Below are 14,552 nucleotides of genomic sequence, written 5' to 3'. Positions count from 1 at the left end.
GCGCCGGACGGTCAGCCCTCCACTCCTGTGGTGTGGTGCGGGGCTCCGACCGGCTTGGACTCCGGGGAGCCGCGCTGCCGAAGGTAGACCGACAGGATCGCCATGGCCGCCACGGCGAGCAGCTCGGACTGCCAGTTCTGCAGGGAGCGGTTCCAGAAGTCGGCGGAGCAGAGGTACGAGGCCCAGCTGACCGGCGCCTGGAGCTGCCTCAGCCGCTGCCCGTCGTAGGCGGCCACGCCGGCGATCGACTGGGCCAGCCAGGACAGCAGGAAGAGGCCGGCCATCACGATCCCGAGCGAGCGGCCGTACACGGCCTGGCGCCAGTCCTTGGTGCCGGCCCAGCGGGGGGAGTCGGCTCTCGCGTGGTCACCCACCCGCTGGTCCTCGTCCGACTCCGGTCCCGCCTTGTGCATCACCTTGGATTCCGGGGAGCCGCGTTGGAGCAGCCACACCGTCCCGAAGACGTACAGGAAGAACTGGAGGAACTCGGACTGCCAGTTCTCGGTCACGTCGACGGCGAAGTCCGAGGACAACAGATACTCCCCCAGGCCGATCCGCTGCATCCCGTCGACGGCGAGCGTCTCGTTGAACTCCGCGTGCCCGGCCACCGCCTGGGCCGCCAGGACCACCGCGAAGCCCGCGCCGAAGGCCAGGGTGAGCCCGTTCTCCCGCAGGAACCCCGGGCGCTCCGTCCCGCCGGCTCCGCCGCCGACACTCACCGGTGAGCCAGCCCGGCCCAGGTGAAGAACACGAGCCCGCAGAGCACCACGGTCAGACAGCCGACGAACATCACCCGCATCTCATGCCCCCTTCAGCGTGCACCGGTACGGGTTGCCGGGGTCGGGCCGGCAACCCGCCGCGACCACCTTCCACCCGCCGTCGAACCGGGACAGGAACAGGGTGTCCCGCGCCATCAGGACCTGGGCCTGCCGCCCGTACACCTCCGCGCCCCGCACCGGGCCGGCCGGCTGCAGCCCCTCCTCCGCCAAGGCCCGCGGGCAGCCCTGCCGGGCGTTCTGCTCCAGTTCCTCGCGGGTGTCGGGGGCGAGCAGCGCGCAGGCCGCGGAATGGTCACCCGCGGCGAGGGCCCGGCTGAACCCGGCCGCCGCCCGCGCGGCCTGGTCCCGCACGGAAGCCGGAGCACCGCAGGCGACCAGCCACACGGCCAGCACCAGCCACAGCGCTCCTCTGCCCGGCACTCTCGCGCCCATCGACACCGCCTTCCGCGGCCATCCTGCGGGACCCCCGGCCGGGGTCCGTGCCGCCACGCACTGCCCCTCCCCTGATCGGACCGCTTGCGCCTCCGATCACCTGCCGGTGCGTTGTCCGCCGGTGGGTCCTGCGCCGGCGGTCATCGGCCGGGCCCGCGGCGCCTCAGTGGCGCGCGCCCCCGGCCGGGCGGTATGCGGCCGGCGTCCGCGGAAGCGGTCGCCGCAGCGCGCTCCTCCCCTGCCGCCAGGCGGTGAGGATGTGGTCGGAGAGGCGGTCCTCCAGCAGGAGCATGGCCTCGCAGCCGAAGGCCACCTGGGCCTCCAGCTGCGGCTCCTCCTCCAGAAGCCCGCCGATGATCTCGCGCCGGGCGATCTGCTCGTGGACGGCGTCGGCGGTGACGTGCTCGGCGTAGAAGCGAACGGCGGCCGGGCCGGCTCCGCGGGCCGTGAGCGCCTTGACCATGCGTCTGGCGCCGGGCGGTGACGTGGTCTCGACGCAGGCGAAGTGTCCGGCGAGGGCGCCGCGCCAGGCCCTGTGCAGCCCGAACAGGGACATCAGGTTGACCGTGGCCAGGGCGGCTCCGGGGGCGTGGCCGAGGTAGCAGCCGTAGCCGGGGTCCAGTCCGAGGTCGGCCATCAGGTCGGCGAACAGCCGGGCGTGGATCGCCTCGGGGTGGCCGGCACCGAACTCGTCGTACTCGACGGCCACGAACGCGGCCTTGGCCCGGCCGGTCAGCCGGGGGATGGCCCAGGCGTGCGGATCGGCTTCCTTGAGGTGGTAGAGCGAGCGCAGTGCGGCGTACTCACGGACCTGCTCCAGGCTTCCGTGAGCGGCGAGATAGGCGCTGACGCTGCCGGTCGGGTCGGCGGGCTCGCGCAGCAGCGGGGCGAAGACCTCCGCGACGGTGCGCGGACCGGGCAGGGCGCGGTGGAGCTCGGCGAGGAAGACCTGTTCCAGCCGGGCGCGGAAACGCAGCAGGTCCGGGTCCCATTCGAGGGCGTCGGGTACCTCGGGCAGGCCCTGGTAGTGCAGTTCGTAGAGGAGGTAGAGGGCCAGGTGGAGGTCGTCTCCCCAAGGGTCGGTGCGGTCCCTGTCCGCCGCGGCCGCGGTGCGTACGCGGTCCGGTGCGTCGCTGGCGGCGAGCAGGGCGGCGGTGAGGGCGGAGCTCAACGGGCCGCGGGACTCGGCGTGCCACGGCGGCAGGGAGGTCGTGGCGGTGCCGGCGGTGGTTGCCGCTGTCGCCGTCACGATCGCTCCCTGCGCCGATGGCTTGTGTCGCACCACGGGTAGGTGCGGCTGCGGCGGCAGGTGCAGAGCGCCACCATGAAGCGGTCGCTGCGCGCGGTCGTACCGTCAGGCGCGACGACTTCGACGGGTCCTTCTACCAGGACCGGACCCTGGGGGTCGATCAGGACGCGCCGGGCGGGAGCCTGCGGGCCCGCCGGGGGCTGCTCGGCCGGTTGGCGGTCAGGGGCGTTCGGCACGGATCACCACCAGTTTCTCCCTGGTTGCGGACGCGGGGGCCAGGCCCTGGCGGTACAGCCAGGACCGCCTGGCCGACAGGACGGGGCCCCAGGGGATGTCGGCCCGCCGCACGACGCGCGCGGTCAGGCCCTGCTCGCGCAGGCGGGCCACGGTGGTGGCGGCACCGCACAGAGCGGAGTGCACCAGCAGCAGGACCCCGCCCGACCCGAGCCAGCCGGCGGCACGCCGGCAGAGGCCGTCGATGACCTCCCGTCCGTCGGGGCCGGCGTCCCAGGCCAATGCCTCGCCAGTGCCGCGGGGGTGAGGGGCGGGTACGTAGGGCGGGTTGCTGATGACCAGGTCGAAGTGGCGGCCCGGGGCGCAGGTGGCGGCGTCGGCCTGTTCCACGGACAGCGGCAGGCGGCTGCGCCGGGCGTTCATCCGCGCGGTGAGCACCGCCTGCCGGGAGATGTCCACGGCGGTCACCGCCGCGCCGCGGCGCGCCGCCAGCAGGGCCAGTACACCGCTGCCGGTGCCGATCTCCAGCACGGCGGTGCCGGGAGTGATCGCTTCCTCGGCCAGCGCATCGGCCAGGAGCCGGGTGTCGGCCCTCGGCCGGTACACGCCGGGCAACAGGGACAGGGTGGTCATGTGACTGCGCGTGCCCCGGCAGGCGGAGGCCATGCCACGCCGCCCGGGTTTGACGTGCGGGTGGCCCCGGTCGAGCCCGGTACCGGAGATCCGGATCGGGTGCCGTGGGAGATCAGGCTGCACGTCCGTTTCCGGCCCCCGGGGCGGGGAAGGCGCCGGGGAAACGGACGCGGTCGCGTGGGCGGTTCCGGGACGTCCCACAGGACGGAAACCGCACGGAAGGCGTCCTCTCCCCGGGGCGCCGACTGCCGCCCTCGCGCGGCGCGCACCGCCACCCCCCTCGATCGGAGCTGGTGACATGCATTCCGCCCCCGGCCGTTCCCGGTCCTCCTCCCCCGACCCGGAACGCCTGCTCGGTATCTACCTCAACGACCACTACGCGGGGGCGGCAGGCGGGGTCGCTCTCGTCCGCCGGATGGCCCGGGTCCACCACGGCGGCCCCGCGGGGCCGCGCCTGGCGGAACTCGCGGAAGAGATCGCCGAGGACCGCGAGCACCTGATGAAGATCATGACCGCCCTCGACGTGCCCGTGAAACGGGCTCGGAACATGACGGTCCGGTTCGCCGAGAAACTGGCCCGGGTCAAACCCAATGGCCGGCTGGTCTCCCGCTCGCCCCTGAGCGACGTGCTCGAACTGGAGGCGCTCCGCCTGGGGGTGGAGGGCAAGCTCGCCCTCTGGCGTTCCCTCCACAACGTCTCCCGCACCGACGACCGGATCGTCACCGAATCCGTCGACCGGCTGGCAGCCCGCGCCCGACGGCAGATCGAGCTGCTGGAAGGGCTGCGCCTGGCCGCGGTCGACCGCACCTTCGTGCCCGGCTCCCGGCCTCCCCTGCACCGGCAGACCGCCGGCCACGGCCGGTTGCACGTGCCGTTCCGCAAGGCGGGGTGGGCGTCATGAGGGTCGTGGTGACCGGCGCCACCGGCAACGCGGGGACGAGCGTGGTCCGCTCCCTGGCCGCGGACCCCATGGTCACGGACGTACTCGGCGTCGCCCGCCGGCGGCCCGGCCTGGACGTGCCCGGGGTTCGCTGGGCGACGGCCGACATCGACCCCGGGCGGACCGACCTGGCCGAGCTGTTCGCCGGCGCGGACGCGGTCGTGCACCTCGCGTGGAAGTTCCAGCCCACCCACGACCCGGTGGAGACCTGGCGCACCAACGTGCTGGGCGGCGTAAGGGTCTTCGAGGCCTGCGCCCGCGCCGGGGTCCACGCCCTGGTGTACGCCTCTTCGGTCGGCGCGTACTCACCCGGACCGGGCGACGGCCGCCCGGTCGACGAGTCCTGGCCGACCCATGGCTGGCCCGGTGCCGCCTACACCCGGGAGAAGGCGTACCTGGAGCGGTACCTCGACGGCTACCAGCTCGCCCACCCGGACATGCGGGTGGTACGGATGCGGCCGGGCTTCCAGTTCAAGACGGCGTCGGCGTCCGAACAGCGGCGGATCTTCGCGGGCCCGCTGCTCCCCTGGCGGCTGGTCCGGCCCGGCCTCGTGCCGGCGCTGCCCGCCGTCACGGGGCTCCGATTCCAGGCCCTGCACACCGACGACGCCGCCGAGGCGTACCGGGCGGCGGTGGTGCGGCCCGTCCGCGGACCGTTCAACCTGGTGGCCGACCCGGTGCTGGACACCGCGGCCGTGGCCGAGCTGCTGCACGCCCGGACCGTGCCGCTCCCCGCGGGGGCGGCTCGTGCCGCGCTGGCCGCGGCCTGGCGGATGCACCTGGCCCCGGCCGCGCCCGGACTGCTGGACGCCGTCCTGCGGCTGCCGCTCCTCGACGCGGGCCGGGCCCGCGAGGAGCTCGGCTGGGTGCCCGCCCGTACGGCCACGGAAGCGGTCGGCGCCTTCCTGGAAGGTCTCCGCCAGGGCGCCGGACTCGACACCCCGCCCCTCGTCGGAGCGGGAGCCGGGTCCGGCGGCGGCGACGGCACGGGCCGACAGGCCTGATCAAGCGACGGGGGGTGGAGAGAGAAGGAGACATGACTGCCAACACCCCGTACAACCCGGACCCTGATCCTCGCACCAGCACCGGCCTGGACGGGGGCGGCTCCGTCCCGGTCGGCGAAACCCCGCCGGCCGAATCGAGCACCTCCTCCGGCGCCGGCCCGTACCGTCCCCTCAAGAAGGGCTGGGGCGCGGGTCCGCTCGTGGCCATCATCATCCTGGCGGTGGTCGTGGCGCTCTTCTTCCTCGTGTACGGGATCCTGGTGGCCATGTGACCCACGAGCCCCTGGACACGAGGGACGCCCCCGGACACGAGGGACGAAGGACGCGGACCCGCGATGCGGGCCCGCGTCCTGTCGCGCTGATCCGTTCAGGTGCTCAGCAGGCGGTTGAAGAAAGACCGGTAGCGTTGCAGGGCGAGGCGGAGGTCCTCGGTGGCCACTTCCTCGCCGCTCTGCCACTGCCGCTCCAGTGATTCCTTGTGTTCGGCGAAGGTGCCGGCCAGGTGCTGCATCACGGAGGCCACCAAGGCGTCCGCCTCGCGGACGGATTCCCTGGGGTCGTCCACGAATCCGCCCTGGATCCGGGTCCACTGGTCGCGAAAGTCCGCTGCCTCGGACTCCCGCATCAGGGGCTCCGCGTCGGGCGGGGCGGACGGAGTACCGGAGGAGGTCTCCGCCACGGCCGGTTCCCCGGTCGCCTCCTCGGCGACGTCGTCCCGGTCCCTGTCGGACCGCTCGCTCTCGTACCGGCCGCTCCTTTCCTCCGTGGCCTCGCCCGGGTACAGGGGCGGAGGGGCGGTGTCCTCTCCGGTCCGGCCGGCGGACGGGTTGGCGAGGTCCTCGGTGGTCAGTTCGCCGGTCTGTTCACGGGTGTCGTGTCGCATGGGGTCTCACTCATTCGTTCGTGCGGAGCCGGCGGGGGTCAGAAGCTCGTCGAACAGCGCGCGGTAGTGCACCATCGCACCCCGCAGCTCCTCGGTGGTGGCCTCGCCGTCCGCGCTGCGTACCTGCACTTCGTGTGCGCTGCGGTAGTGCTCCAGGGTCCGGCCGTGTTCCACGGACAGGTCCTGCAGGCGCTGGTCGTAACTGCCTTCGGTCGGATAGCCGCGATCCCGCATCAGCCGGGTGACCAGCAGGTCCGCCTGCGCGACCGCGTCGCCGGGCTGGTCCACGAAGTGCTCCTGCTCCCGGTTCCACAACTGGACGTACTCGCGCCTGACTTCGGTCGGGAGCTCGCGCAGCTGCAGCGCGTCGTGCCGCTGCTCGCGGCTGCTCAGTTCACGGTCGGCCTTCAGCGGCCCGCCCGTTTCCTCCACGGCCCGCCCGTACTCGGGGCCGAACTCCCGTTGCAGCCGACGGCGGCGGGCCAGCATCCACAGTGCCACTCCGATGGCGATCAACACGAGGACGACGGGGATGATGATCGCGAGCAATGTTCCGGTTGACATCGTGTCCTCCAGGAGCGTGTGTTGCCGCGCGCCTTCCCGGACCGTCGCGCGCCAAACGCGGGGCCCTCCGCCGTGGCGGAGGGCCCTTCGTTCGTCCGGTTGTCCGGAGCGAGGTCGGCCGTGGCCGTGACGCGGCGCGGACCTACTTCTTGCCGCGCAGACCTTCGTCGATGCCTCGGGCGTGGCCCTCGGCCTTGCCCATCGTCTCCTTGGCCTTGCCCTTGGCCTGGTCCATCTTGCCCTCGGTCTTCATCCGGTCGCTTCCGGTGGCCTTGCCGACGGCTTCCTTGCCCTTGCCCTTGAGCTGTTCCATCTTGCCCTTGGCCTTCTTGGCCATGGCGTGCTCCCTTCTCAGACCATCTCGTCGCGCAGACGTCTCCGCTGTCGCGCCTGCCCCGGGAACCCGCCCGTACACCCGAACGGGGAGCGAAGTTTGAAGGAGCCGACACGGGTAGGCTCCGGGTATGGCCCACATCGGATGCATGGCGGTGAACGAGACGGAGACGTCCGGGCCGATCCACCGGGCCGGTTCGGCCGACGGCGTCCGCGCCGCGCTCTTCGACGTCGACGGAACCCTCACCGACACCAACCCCTTGCACGTGACGTCCTGGTGGGAGGCGTTCCGGCAGGCCGGACACCGCATCCCCATGCACGCCGTGCACCACGCCCTCGGCCTGCCCGCCCCGGACCTGGTGGAGCACCTCCTCGGCCCGGGTCACGGCCGGGACGAGCAGGACGGCATCAGCACCGCCCACGACGTGCTCTACGCCACCTACTTCGACCGGATCGCGGCCACCTCGCGCGCCGGGGACCTGCTGCACGCGCTCGCCGACGACGGCTGGCGCGTCGTCCTGGTCACCTCGGCCTCCGGAAGGGAACTGACGGCGCTGCGCCGGGCCATCGGCGCCGACGACGCGATCCACGCGGCCACCAGCTCCGACGACGTCGAGCACGGCAAACCGCACCCGGAGCCCGTGCACCGGGCCCTGGAACTGGCCGGTGCCGAGCCGGGCCGGGCGGTGTTCGTCGGGGACAGCGTCTGGGACATGCGGGCCGGCCGCCGGGCATCGGTGGGCTGCTGCGTCGCACTGCTCTGCGGCGGGATCCCGGCGGTGGACCTGGAAGCCGCGGGGGCCGACACCGTCCACGCGGACCCGGCGGAGCTCCTGCACACCCTCCGCACCGGGCCGTTCGCCCGGATCGCCGCCTGAGACCCGTACGTCCCTACCCTCCGCACCCTCCGCCGGCTTCAGCCGTCCCGGCGGCCCGGTGCCCCCCGGTCACCCCGCCGTCGTCCCCGCGCCCCGCGGCGTCAGGTGGTAGACGGCGTAGGCCCGGTCGATGACGGGCATGGCGACGTTCCGGACCCGGACGCCGCCCGCGGTCATCCCGTGCTCGGTGCCCAGATGGGCGTGTCCATGGACGGCCAGGTCGGCTCCGGCCTCGTCGATGGCCTCGGCCAGCAGGTAACTGCCGAGGAAGGGGTGGATCTCGGGGGGTTCGCCGGCCAGCGTGTCCGGCACGGGCGAGTAGTGCGTGAGCGCGATGCGCAGGTCGGCCCCGGCCGCCGCCAGACCGCGCAGGGCGTCCCGCAGGGTGTCGGCGGAGCGGCGGGTGTGGAGGATGAACGCCTTCATCTCGGGTTCGCCGAAGTCGCTGGCGCAGCGGCCGGCGTAGCCGCCGCAGAATCCCTTGGCGCCCGCCACCCCCACCGCGGCGCCGTCGACCCGGAAGACGGCCGCCGCGCCTTCGAGGACGGTCACACCGGCCTCGCCGAGGATGTCGGTGACGGCCTGGGGCTGGTCGCTCTGGTGGTCGTGGTTGCCCAGGACGGCCACGACGGGCACGGGCAGCCCGGCAACCTCGCCGGCGACGACGGCCGCCTCGGCCGGGGTGCCGTGACGGGTGAGGTCCCCGGCGAGGAGCAGCAGGTCGGCGTGTTCACCGAGGGTCTCGAAGGCGGGACGCAAGGTTCCCTCGCTGCCGGGTGCGAGGTGGATGTCCCCCACGGCTGCTACGCGGATCACGGCAGCTCCTCCCCGTGGTCGGGCGGCCGGGCGCTGACGACGGTCAGGTCGTGGCGCCAGGGCAGGGGTGCGAGGACGTCCTCGGCGATGCGCAGGACGGTCTCGCGGCACCCCCGGTCGGACACCGCCCCCCACAGGACGACGGTGTCGCCGCGGACCTCGACCCGGACGCCCAGCTCGGCGATTTCGTCGTGCGCGAGCCGGTCGCGCAGGTGCTGGGCCTGGTATTCAGGCGTCGTCGTGGTGCGGTGCGGGGTCACGGCGGGCCTCCTCGCGGGGCTCGATCACCTGCATGCGCTCGAGCAGGTAGAGGAAGGAGTCGGGCAGGGGTCGGCTGCGGTAGCGCCGGTCGAGGTGGGCCCAGTCGATGCGCTCGCGGAGCATCCGGGCCATGGGCAGGAGGTCGGCGAAGTCGCAGTAGTGCTCGCACAGGGCGTTCATACGGCTGTCCATGAGGTCCGTGGGCGCGAGTACCGGCATGCGTACGGAGTCCACCGCGCGGACTTCGGCGCGCTGGAGCAGTTCCTCGTCGACGGGCCGGCCCGCCGTGTCGAGGATCAGGTCGACGACCTCCGCTCCGTCGCGCGCCTTGACCAGCCAGTCCTCCGGAGCGTCGAGGACCGTGATCCCGCCGGCGGCGAGAGACTTCACGGCGGCGTCGGCGTCCTGGCGCCGCAGGCAGAAGTCGGTGTCGTGGCGGAACCGGGCGGGCACTCCGTGGGCGAACGCGGCGACGCTTCCGGCGAGCGCGAAGGGGACCCCGGATTCCTTGAGGAGAGCGGCGACCCGTTTGGTCGTCTCCAGGATCGCCTGCGTGTGGTCCCGGGGAAGGGCCTCGCTGTCGGTGTCGGTCACGGCGTTCACCGCCTCGGGGAGCACGGGATGTCCCTCTGGAGCCCGGCGCCTGCCCCTGGCCGGGCTGCCCAAACACGCGGCTGAGCCCGGGGTCCGGCCGGGACAGGGGCCCGTCACACCTTCAGCCCGTCAGTCCTTGCCCGTCAGTCCTTGCCCGCCACTCCTCACCCTGCCAGTCCTCACCCTGTCAGTCCTTGCCCCGGCCGGTGACGAAGTCACGGGCCCGGTCCACCAGCCCCAGCCCGGGGGCCAGCAGCTTGTTGGCCGGCGGCGTCTGCGGACTGCCGGGGTGCGGGCGGGTCGGGGCGAGCTTCTTCGCCATGCGGATGCTGTCTCCGAGGTCGTCGAGGGCTTGCTGCGGGCAGCTGCGCCGCATCGAGGGGAACAGGTTCTCCTCCTCGTCCTTGACGTGCGCCAGGACCTCCGTGCGCAGCTCCTCCACGCAGTGCGTGAACTCCTGCCCGGCCGGGTCCAGGCCCTCGAGCTTCTTCAGCATCTCCTCCACGGCGGCATGGTCGGCGATCTCCCTGTCGGCGATCGCGTCGCCGCCGGCGATGTGTTCACGCACCGCCGGGTAGAGGTACTGCTCCTCCGCCACCGAGTGGCGTACCAGTTCGATCGTCAGCTTGTCCGCGACGGTGCGGCGTTGCTCCGGTGCGGTGGTGCCGCGCAGCTCCTGCAAGAAGTCCTTGACCTCGTCGTGGTCGGCGGTCAGTTCTCGGATCACGTCTCCACCGTGTCCCATGGTGGTGCTCCGTTTCCCTGTCGGCGTCCCGGCGGGACCCTCCCGCCGGCCGTACCCGGCGCGCCTGCCCACCTCCCCCGCCGCCATGCGGCCCCCGCCCGACCGGTGCGGCGGGCCGGGGTGCGTGCGTGCGGCCCGAGCGGGTAGGCGCAGGGCGGCGAGGAGACCGTGATGAGTGTGCTGACCATGGGGGTGGAAGAGGAGTTCCTGCTGGTGGACCAGGCCAGCAGGCGCCCCGCGGAGCGGGCCGCAGCGGTGATCGCCTCGGCCGCGCGGGAGCTCGGGGAACAGGTGCAGACGGAGTTCTTCGCCTCCCAGGTGGAGGTCTGCACGGTGCCGGTGGCCGGCACGCGGGAGCTGCGTGCCGAACTGGCCCGGCTCCGGCGGATCGCCTCGGCCGCCGCCGAGGAGTCCGGCTGCCGGCTGGTGGCGACGGGAACTCCCGTGGTGCCGCCCGAACGCCCGCTGACGGTCACGGACTCGGACCGCTACCGGCGCATGGCACGGCAGTTCGCCGCCATCGTCGGCGACTACGACGGCCTCGTCTGCGGCTGCCACGTCCACATCGGCGCCATGGAACGGGGCACGGCCCTGGCGCTGGCGGGCCATATGCGTCCCTGGCTGCCGGTCCTGCAGTCGCTCACCGGCAACTCCCCGTTCTCCCTCGGCCGGGACACCGGTTTCGACAGCTGGCGGTACATGGAGTTCGGGCGCTGGCCCACGGTGGGCCCGGCCCCGCTGCTGCAGGAGGCACAGTACGAGGCGTACGTGGGCGCCCTGGTCGAACACCGGATCCTGATGGACCGCCGGATGGTCTACTGGTACGCCCGCCCCTCCGAGCACGTGCCCACCCTGGAGATCCGGGTCGCGGACACCAACGCCGACGTGGACACGGTGATCCTGGTCGCGGCTCTGGTGCGCGGCCTCGCCGAGAGCCTGCGGACCGAGGTGGCCGACGGCCTGCCCCCGCCGCGGGTGCCGGAGCAGCGGCTGCGGGCCGCGCACGAGCTCGCGGCGGTCCACGGACTCGACGGGCCGGGCCTCGACGCCTTCAGCGGCGAGGAGCTGCCCGCCCTGCTGCTGGTGGACCGGCTGGTGGAACGCGCGGCACCGGGCCTGGCGGCGGCCGGGGACCTCGGCCTGGTCGACGGCCTCCTGGGCCGGCTGCGGACCGAGGGCAGCGGCGCCGCCCGGCAGCGGGCCGTGCTCGGCCGGCACGGCCGGCTCACCGAGGTGGTCGACGAGCTGGCGCTGGCCACCGCCTCGGTGTAGCGGCCGGGTGCCCGGCCAGGTGTTCCACCCGCCCCGCTGACCTGCGTCATTCCGCGCGGTGGTGGCCGTACGGGGCCGCCGCGCCGATCTCGTGCCAGAGTGGAATTCCCCAGCGGATTCCGGGACCGTCGATGGACGAGACAGAGCGGATACTGGAGCAGCTGCTCGCGGGCCTCACCGCCGTGCGAGACGGCCATCTCGACACACGGCTGTCCGAGGACGCCGACGGACTGCCCGGCAAGATCGCGGTCGTCTACAACGGGATGGTCGCCCAGCTGTCGCTGGTCACCACCGAGGTGACGCGCGTCGCCCAGGAGGTCGGCGGGCAGGGACGGCTGGGCGGGCAAGCCCGGGTCCCGGCCCTGGGCGGGGTGTGGCGCGAGCTGACCGACGGTGTCAACAGCATGGCGGACAACCTGACCGTGCAGGTCCGCAACATCTCCCAGGTCGCCACGGCGGTGGCCCGTGGCGACCTCACCCAGAAGATCAGGGTGGACGCGCGCGGCGAGATCCTGGAGCTCAAGGAGACCATCAACACCATGGTCGACCAGCTGAGCTCGTTCGCCGCCGAGGTCACCCGGGTGGCCCGCGAGGTCGGCAGCGAGGGACGGTTCGGCGGACGGGCCGAGGTCGCGGACGTGGCCGGCACCTGGAAGCGGCTCACCGAGAACGTCAACGAGCTGGCGGGCAATCTCACCCGCCAGGTGCGGGCGATCGCCGAGGTCACCAGCGCGGTGGCCCGCGGCGACCTGACCCGTACGGTCACCGTGGACGCCCCCGGGGAGGTCGGGGAGCTCAAGGACAACATCAACGCGATGGTCGAATCGCTGCGCGCCACGGCCCGGGCCAACGAGGAACAGGACTGGCTCAAGACCAACCTCGCCCGTATCTCCACCGGCATCCAGGGGCCCCGGACCCTGCCGATGGTGGCCGAGCTGATCATGCGCGAGGTCTCGCCGCTGGTCCGCGCCCAGTACGGCAGCTTCTTCCTCGCCTCGGACGGCCCGGACGGCCCCGAGCTCGTCGCGATCGCCTCGTACGGGCTCCCCGACGCTCCCGCGGCCGGCCCCCGCCGGTTCCGTTTCGGCCAGTCCCTCGTGGGCCAGGCCGCCGCCGACCACGCCGTCCTCGTCGTGGACGAACTGCCGCCCGGGTACGCGAGGATCCTCTCCGGCACGGGTGGCGCGGACCCGTCGACCCTCATCGTGCTTCCCGTGGTCGTCGAGGGGCAGGTGCTCGGCGCGCTGGAGTTCGCCGCCGTCCACCCGTTCGCGCCCGTGCACCGTGACTTCCTGGAACGGTTCACCGAGTTCCTGGGGGCCAACGTCAGCTCGCTGGTCGCCAACGCCCGCACCGACGAGCTCCTGGAACGCACCCAGCAGCTGACCGCCGAGCTCAGCGCCCGGGGCCAGGAACTCCAGTCGCGGCAGCGCGAGCTCCAGCGCAGCAACGCCGAACTCCAGGAGAAGGCGGCCCTGCTGGCCGAACGCAACCGGGACATCGAGCGGAAGAACCGTCAGATCGAGCAGGCCCGGCAGGAACTGGAGGAGCGGGCCCGGCAGCTGGCCCGGGCATCGCTCTACAAGTCGGAGTTCCTGGCCAACATGAGCCACGAGCTGCGCACCCCGCTCAACAGCCTGCTGATCCTCGCCCAGCTCCTCGCCCGGAATCCGGAGGGCAACCTGACGGAGAAGCAGGCGGACTACGCGACCGTCATCCACTCCGCCGGATCCGACCTGCTCCAGCTGATCAACGACATCCTCGACCTGTCGAAGGTCGAGGCCGGCCGGATGGACGTGCACCCGGAGCCGGTCTCCCTGCAGCAGGTCCTGGACTACGTGGACGTCACCTTCCGGCCCGTCGCGGAGGAACGGAGCCTGGATTTCACCGTGAGCGCGGGACCGGAGGCGGGTGCCGGGCTGGTCACCGACGAGGGGCGGCTGCGGCAGGTGCTGCGCAACCTGGTGTCCAACGCCCTGAAGTTCACCAAGGCGGGCAGTGTCTCGCTCCGCGTCGAGCGGGTGTCCGGGGAGGAACTGCCGGCCTCCTTGCGCGAGGCGGATCCGGTGCTGGCGTTCACGGTCGCCGACACCGGCATCGGCATCCCCACCGAGCAGCTCGAATCGGTCTTCGACGCCTTCCAGCAGGGCGAGAGCGGCGCCGCCCGCGCGTACGGCGGTACCGGACTCGGCCTGTCGATCAGCCGCGAGGTGGCACGCCTGCTCGGCGGGACCATCACCGTCGAGAGCACCAAGGGCCGGGGCAGCCGCTTCACCCTCTACCTGCCGGAGCACGGGGGCAAGCCGGAGGCGCGGGCCCGGGCCGCGGCCGACGACGCACAGGAACGCGCCCGTACCGGAAGGTCCGACGCCTCCGACACGGTGGCCGCAGCGGCGGCGGGCGGCGAGGCCGACGAGGACCTGCGGGACCGGACGGTCCTCGTGATCGACGACGACACGCGCAACGTCCACGCGCTCACCGAGGTCCTGAAGTCGGCCGGCATGCACGTGCTGATCGCGGACGACGGCGAGTCCGGGATCAAACTGCTGGCCGCGCACCCGGAAGTCGACCTGGTGGTGATGGACCTGATGTTGGCCGGCCTCGACGGCTACGCGACCACCCGGGCGATCCGCGCCATGCCGCGGCAGCGGGACGTACCCGTGGTGGTGGTGACCGCCAAGGCGATGCCCGGCGACCGGACCGAGGCGCTGGCCGCCGGCGCGTCCGACTACGTGGTCAAACCCGTCGCCCCGGAGCAGCTGCTCATGACGCTGCAAGCCCGGCTCCGGCCCCGGTGACGCCCCGCGGTGCGGGACCGGTGCCGGGCCGGTGCCGGACCGGTGCCGGGGCGTCACCGGGGCCGGGCCGCACCCGTGGTCCGGGGATCTAGAATCGGGGTGCAGCGGCACACGGGCGCAGCACGCGGGAACGGCGC

General features: G+C 73.1%; 17 protein-coding genes and 1 pseudogene. 6 read left to right on the top strand and 12 right to left on the bottom strand.

What is annotated here, in order from left to right; translation table 11 throughout:
* Positions 1-11: 11 nt before the first annotated feature.
* The 5 genes from AC067U_RS16240 to AC067U_RS16220 all read right to left on the bottom strand — a co-directional run bounded on the left by AC067U_RS16240 (position 12) and on the right by AC067U_RS16220 (position 3,327).
* Complete coding sequence (locus AC067U_RS16240; protein WP_478830329.1) at positions 12-719, bottom strand: DUF6766 family protein; 708 nt, start codon at positions 717-719, stop codon at positions 12-14.
* Positions 720-800: 81 nt separating this feature from the next.
* Positions 801-1,211 carry a hypothetical protein gene (locus AC067U_RS16235; protein ID WP_478830328.1) on the bottom strand — a complete coding sequence of 137 codons (411 nt, stop codon included), beginning with the start codon at positions 1,209-1,211 and terminating at the stop codon, positions 801-803.
* Positions 1,212-1,374: 163 nt separating this feature from the next.
* Positions 1,375-2,460, bottom strand: coding sequence for an iron-containing redox enzyme family protein (locus AC067U_RS16230; protein WP_478830327.1), 1,086 nt, complete (start codon positions 2,458-2,460; stop codon positions 1,375-1,377).
* On the bottom strand, positions 2,457-2,696 hold the full coding sequence (locus AC067U_RS16225) for a CDGSH iron-sulfur domain-containing protein (RefSeq protein WP_478830326.1): 240 nt from the start codon (positions 2,694-2,696) through the stop codon (positions 2,457-2,459). Before AC067U_RS16225 ends, AC067U_RS16230 begins: the two co-directional genes overlap by 4 nt.
* Entirely contained in the window at positions 2,680-3,327 is a 648-nt protein-coding gene (locus AC067U_RS16220) for a HemK2/MTQ2 family protein methyltransferase (RefSeq protein WP_478830325.1), read from the bottom strand. The genes AC067U_RS16225 and AC067U_RS16220 overlap by 17 nt, the downstream gene beginning before the upstream one ends.
* A 298-nt stretch (positions 3,328-3,625) precedes the next feature.
* Between AC067U_RS16220 and AC067U_RS16215 the strand changes: the two genes are divergently transcribed.
* Genes AC067U_RS16215 through AC067U_RS16205 form a run of 3 tightly spaced genes read left to right on the top strand, consistent with a single transcriptional unit; the run spans position 3,626 to position 5,543 of the window.
* Positions 3,626-4,228 carry a hypothetical protein gene (locus tag AC067U_RS16215; protein ID WP_478830324.1) on the top strand — a complete coding sequence of 201 codons (603 nt, stop codon included), beginning with the start codon at positions 3,626-3,628 and terminating at the stop codon, positions 4,226-4,228.
* Positions 4,225-5,271 (top strand): NAD-dependent epimerase/dehydratase family protein, encoded by a 1,047-nt coding sequence (locus tag AC067U_RS16210; protein ID WP_478830323.1) that lies wholly within the window; start codon positions 4,225-4,227, stop codon positions 5,269-5,271. The genes AC067U_RS16215 and AC067U_RS16210 overlap by 4 nt, the downstream gene beginning before the upstream one ends.
* A gap of 32 nt (positions 5,272-5,303) precedes the next feature.
* Entirely contained in the window at positions 5,304-5,543 is a 240-nt protein-coding gene (locus AC067U_RS16205; RefSeq protein WP_478830322.1) for a DUF6480 family protein, read from the top strand.
* A 95-nt stretch (positions 5,544-5,638) separates the two neighbouring features.
* Here AC067U_RS16205 and AC067U_RS16200 read toward each other — a convergent pair whose 3' ends face one another.
* The 3 genes from AC067U_RS16200 to AC067U_RS16190 form a co-directional block, all read right to left on the bottom strand.
* Positions 5,639-6,154 carry a hypothetical protein gene (locus tag AC067U_RS16200; protein WP_478830321.1) on the bottom strand — a complete coding sequence of 172 codons (516 nt, stop codon included), beginning with the start codon at positions 6,152-6,154 and terminating at the stop codon, positions 5,639-5,641.
* 6 nt (positions 6,155-6,160) lie between these two features.
* On the bottom strand, positions 6,161-6,718 hold the full coding sequence (locus AC067U_RS16195) for a hypothetical protein (protein WP_478830320.1): 558 nt from the start codon (positions 6,716-6,718) through the stop codon (positions 6,161-6,163).
* 142 nt (positions 6,719-6,860) lie between these two features.
* Positions 6,861-7,055 carry a CsbD family protein gene (locus tag AC067U_RS16190; RefSeq protein WP_478830319.1) on the bottom strand — a complete coding sequence of 65 codons (195 nt, stop codon included), beginning with the start codon at positions 7,053-7,055 and terminating at the stop codon, positions 6,861-6,863.
* A gap of 127 nt (positions 7,056-7,182) precedes the next feature.
* On the opposite strand from AC067U_RS16190, the gene AC067U_RS16185 reads away from it, so the two are divergent.
* Positions 7,183-7,929, top strand: coding sequence for an HAD family hydrolase (locus tag AC067U_RS16185; RefSeq protein WP_478830318.1), 747 nt, complete (start codon positions 7,183-7,185; stop codon positions 7,927-7,929).
* 69 nt (positions 7,930-7,998) lie between these two features.
* Here AC067U_RS16185 and AC067U_RS16180 read toward each other — a convergent pair whose 3' ends face one another.
* The 4 genes from AC067U_RS16180 to AC067U_RS16165 all read right to left on the bottom strand — a co-directional run bounded on the left by AC067U_RS16180 (position 7,999) and on the right by AC067U_RS16165 (position 10,345).
* The gene (locus AC067U_RS16180; protein ID WP_478830317.1) at positions 7,999-8,745 is read right to left on the bottom strand and encodes a metallophosphoesterase family protein; all 747 of its coding nucleotides are present in this window, start codon (positions 8,743-8,745) and stop codon (positions 7,999-8,001) included.
* Entirely contained in the window at positions 8,742-9,005 is a 264-nt protein-coding gene (locus AC067U_RS16175) for a BON domain-containing protein (protein WP_478830316.1), read from the bottom strand. The genes AC067U_RS16180 and AC067U_RS16175 overlap by 4 nt, the downstream gene beginning before the upstream one ends.
* Positions 8,974-9,600: a nucleotidyltransferase family protein gene (locus AC067U_RS16170; protein ID WP_478830315.1), complete on the bottom strand. Its 627-nt coding sequence runs from the start codon at positions 9,598-9,600 to the stop codon at positions 8,974-8,976. Before AC067U_RS16170 ends, AC067U_RS16175 begins: the two co-directional genes overlap by 32 nt.
* A 187-nt stretch (positions 9,601-9,787) precedes the next feature.
* A complete protein-coding gene (locus AC067U_RS16165; protein ID WP_478830314.1) occupies positions 9,788-10,345 on the bottom strand; it encodes a hemerythrin domain-containing protein in 558 nt (185 codons plus the stop codon).
* Positions 10,346-10,516: 171 nt separating this feature from the next.
* Between AC067U_RS16165 and AC067U_RS16160 the strand changes: the two genes are divergently transcribed.
* Both AC067U_RS16160 and AC067U_RS16155 read left to right on the top strand, forming a co-directional pair.
* Complete coding sequence (locus tag AC067U_RS16160) at positions 10,517-11,617, top strand: carboxylate-amine ligase (protein ID WP_478830313.1); 1,101 nt, start codon at positions 10,517-10,519, stop codon at positions 11,615-11,617.
* 176 nt (positions 11,618-11,793) lie between these two features.
* Positions 11,794-14,415: pseudogene (locus AC067U_RS16155) on the top strand (ATP-binding protein); the annotation flags it as partial.
* Between the last annotated feature and the right edge of the window lie 137 nt (positions 14,416-14,552).

This window comes from Streptomyces sp. NPDC043853 (assembly GCF_056436025.1).
This window is presented reverse-complemented; position numbering and strand designations above follow the sequence as displayed.

Coding starts and splice junctions, on each gene's coding strand:
- AC067U_RS16235 (WP_478830328.1), bottom strand. CDS start 1,211: ATGGGCGCGAGAGTGCCGGGCAGAGGAGCGCTGTGGCTGGTGCTGGCC.
- AC067U_RS16220 (WP_478830325.1), bottom strand. CDS start 3,327: ATGACCACCCTGTCCCTGTTGCCCGGCGTGTACCGGCCGAGGGCCGAC.
- AC067U_RS16195 (WP_478830320.1), bottom strand. CDS start 6,718: ATGTCAACCGGAACATTGCTCGCGATCATCATCCCCGTCGTCCTCGTG.
- AC067U_RS16190 (WP_478830319.1), bottom strand. CDS start 7,055: ATGGCCAAGAAGGCCAAGGGCAAGATGGAACAGCTCAAGGGCAAGGGC.
- AC067U_RS16185 (WP_478830318.1), top strand. CDS start 7,183: ATGGCCCACATCGGATGCATGGCGGTGAACGAGACGGAGACGTCCGGG.
- AC067U_RS16160 (WP_478830313.1), top strand. CDS start 10,517: ATGAGTGTGCTGACCATGGGGGTGGAAGAGGAGTTCCTGCTGGTGGAC.
- AC067U_RS16205 (WP_478830322.1), top strand. CDS start 5,304: ATGACTGCCAACACCCCGTACAACCCGGACCCTGATCCTCGCACCAGC.
- AC067U_RS16210 (WP_478830323.1), top strand. CDS start 4,225: ATGAGGGTCGTGGTGACCGGCGCCACCGGCAACGCGGGGACGAGCGTG.
- AC067U_RS16165 (WP_478830314.1), bottom strand. CDS start 10,345: ATGGGACACGGTGGAGACGTGATCCGAGAACTGACCGCCGACCACGAC.
- AC067U_RS16200 (WP_478830321.1), bottom strand. CDS start 6,154: ATGCGACACGACACCCGTGAACAGACCGGCGAACTGACCACCGAGGAC.
- AC067U_RS16215 (WP_478830324.1), top strand. CDS start 3,626: ATGCATTCCGCCCCCGGCCGTTCCCGGTCCTCCTCCCCCGACCCGGAA.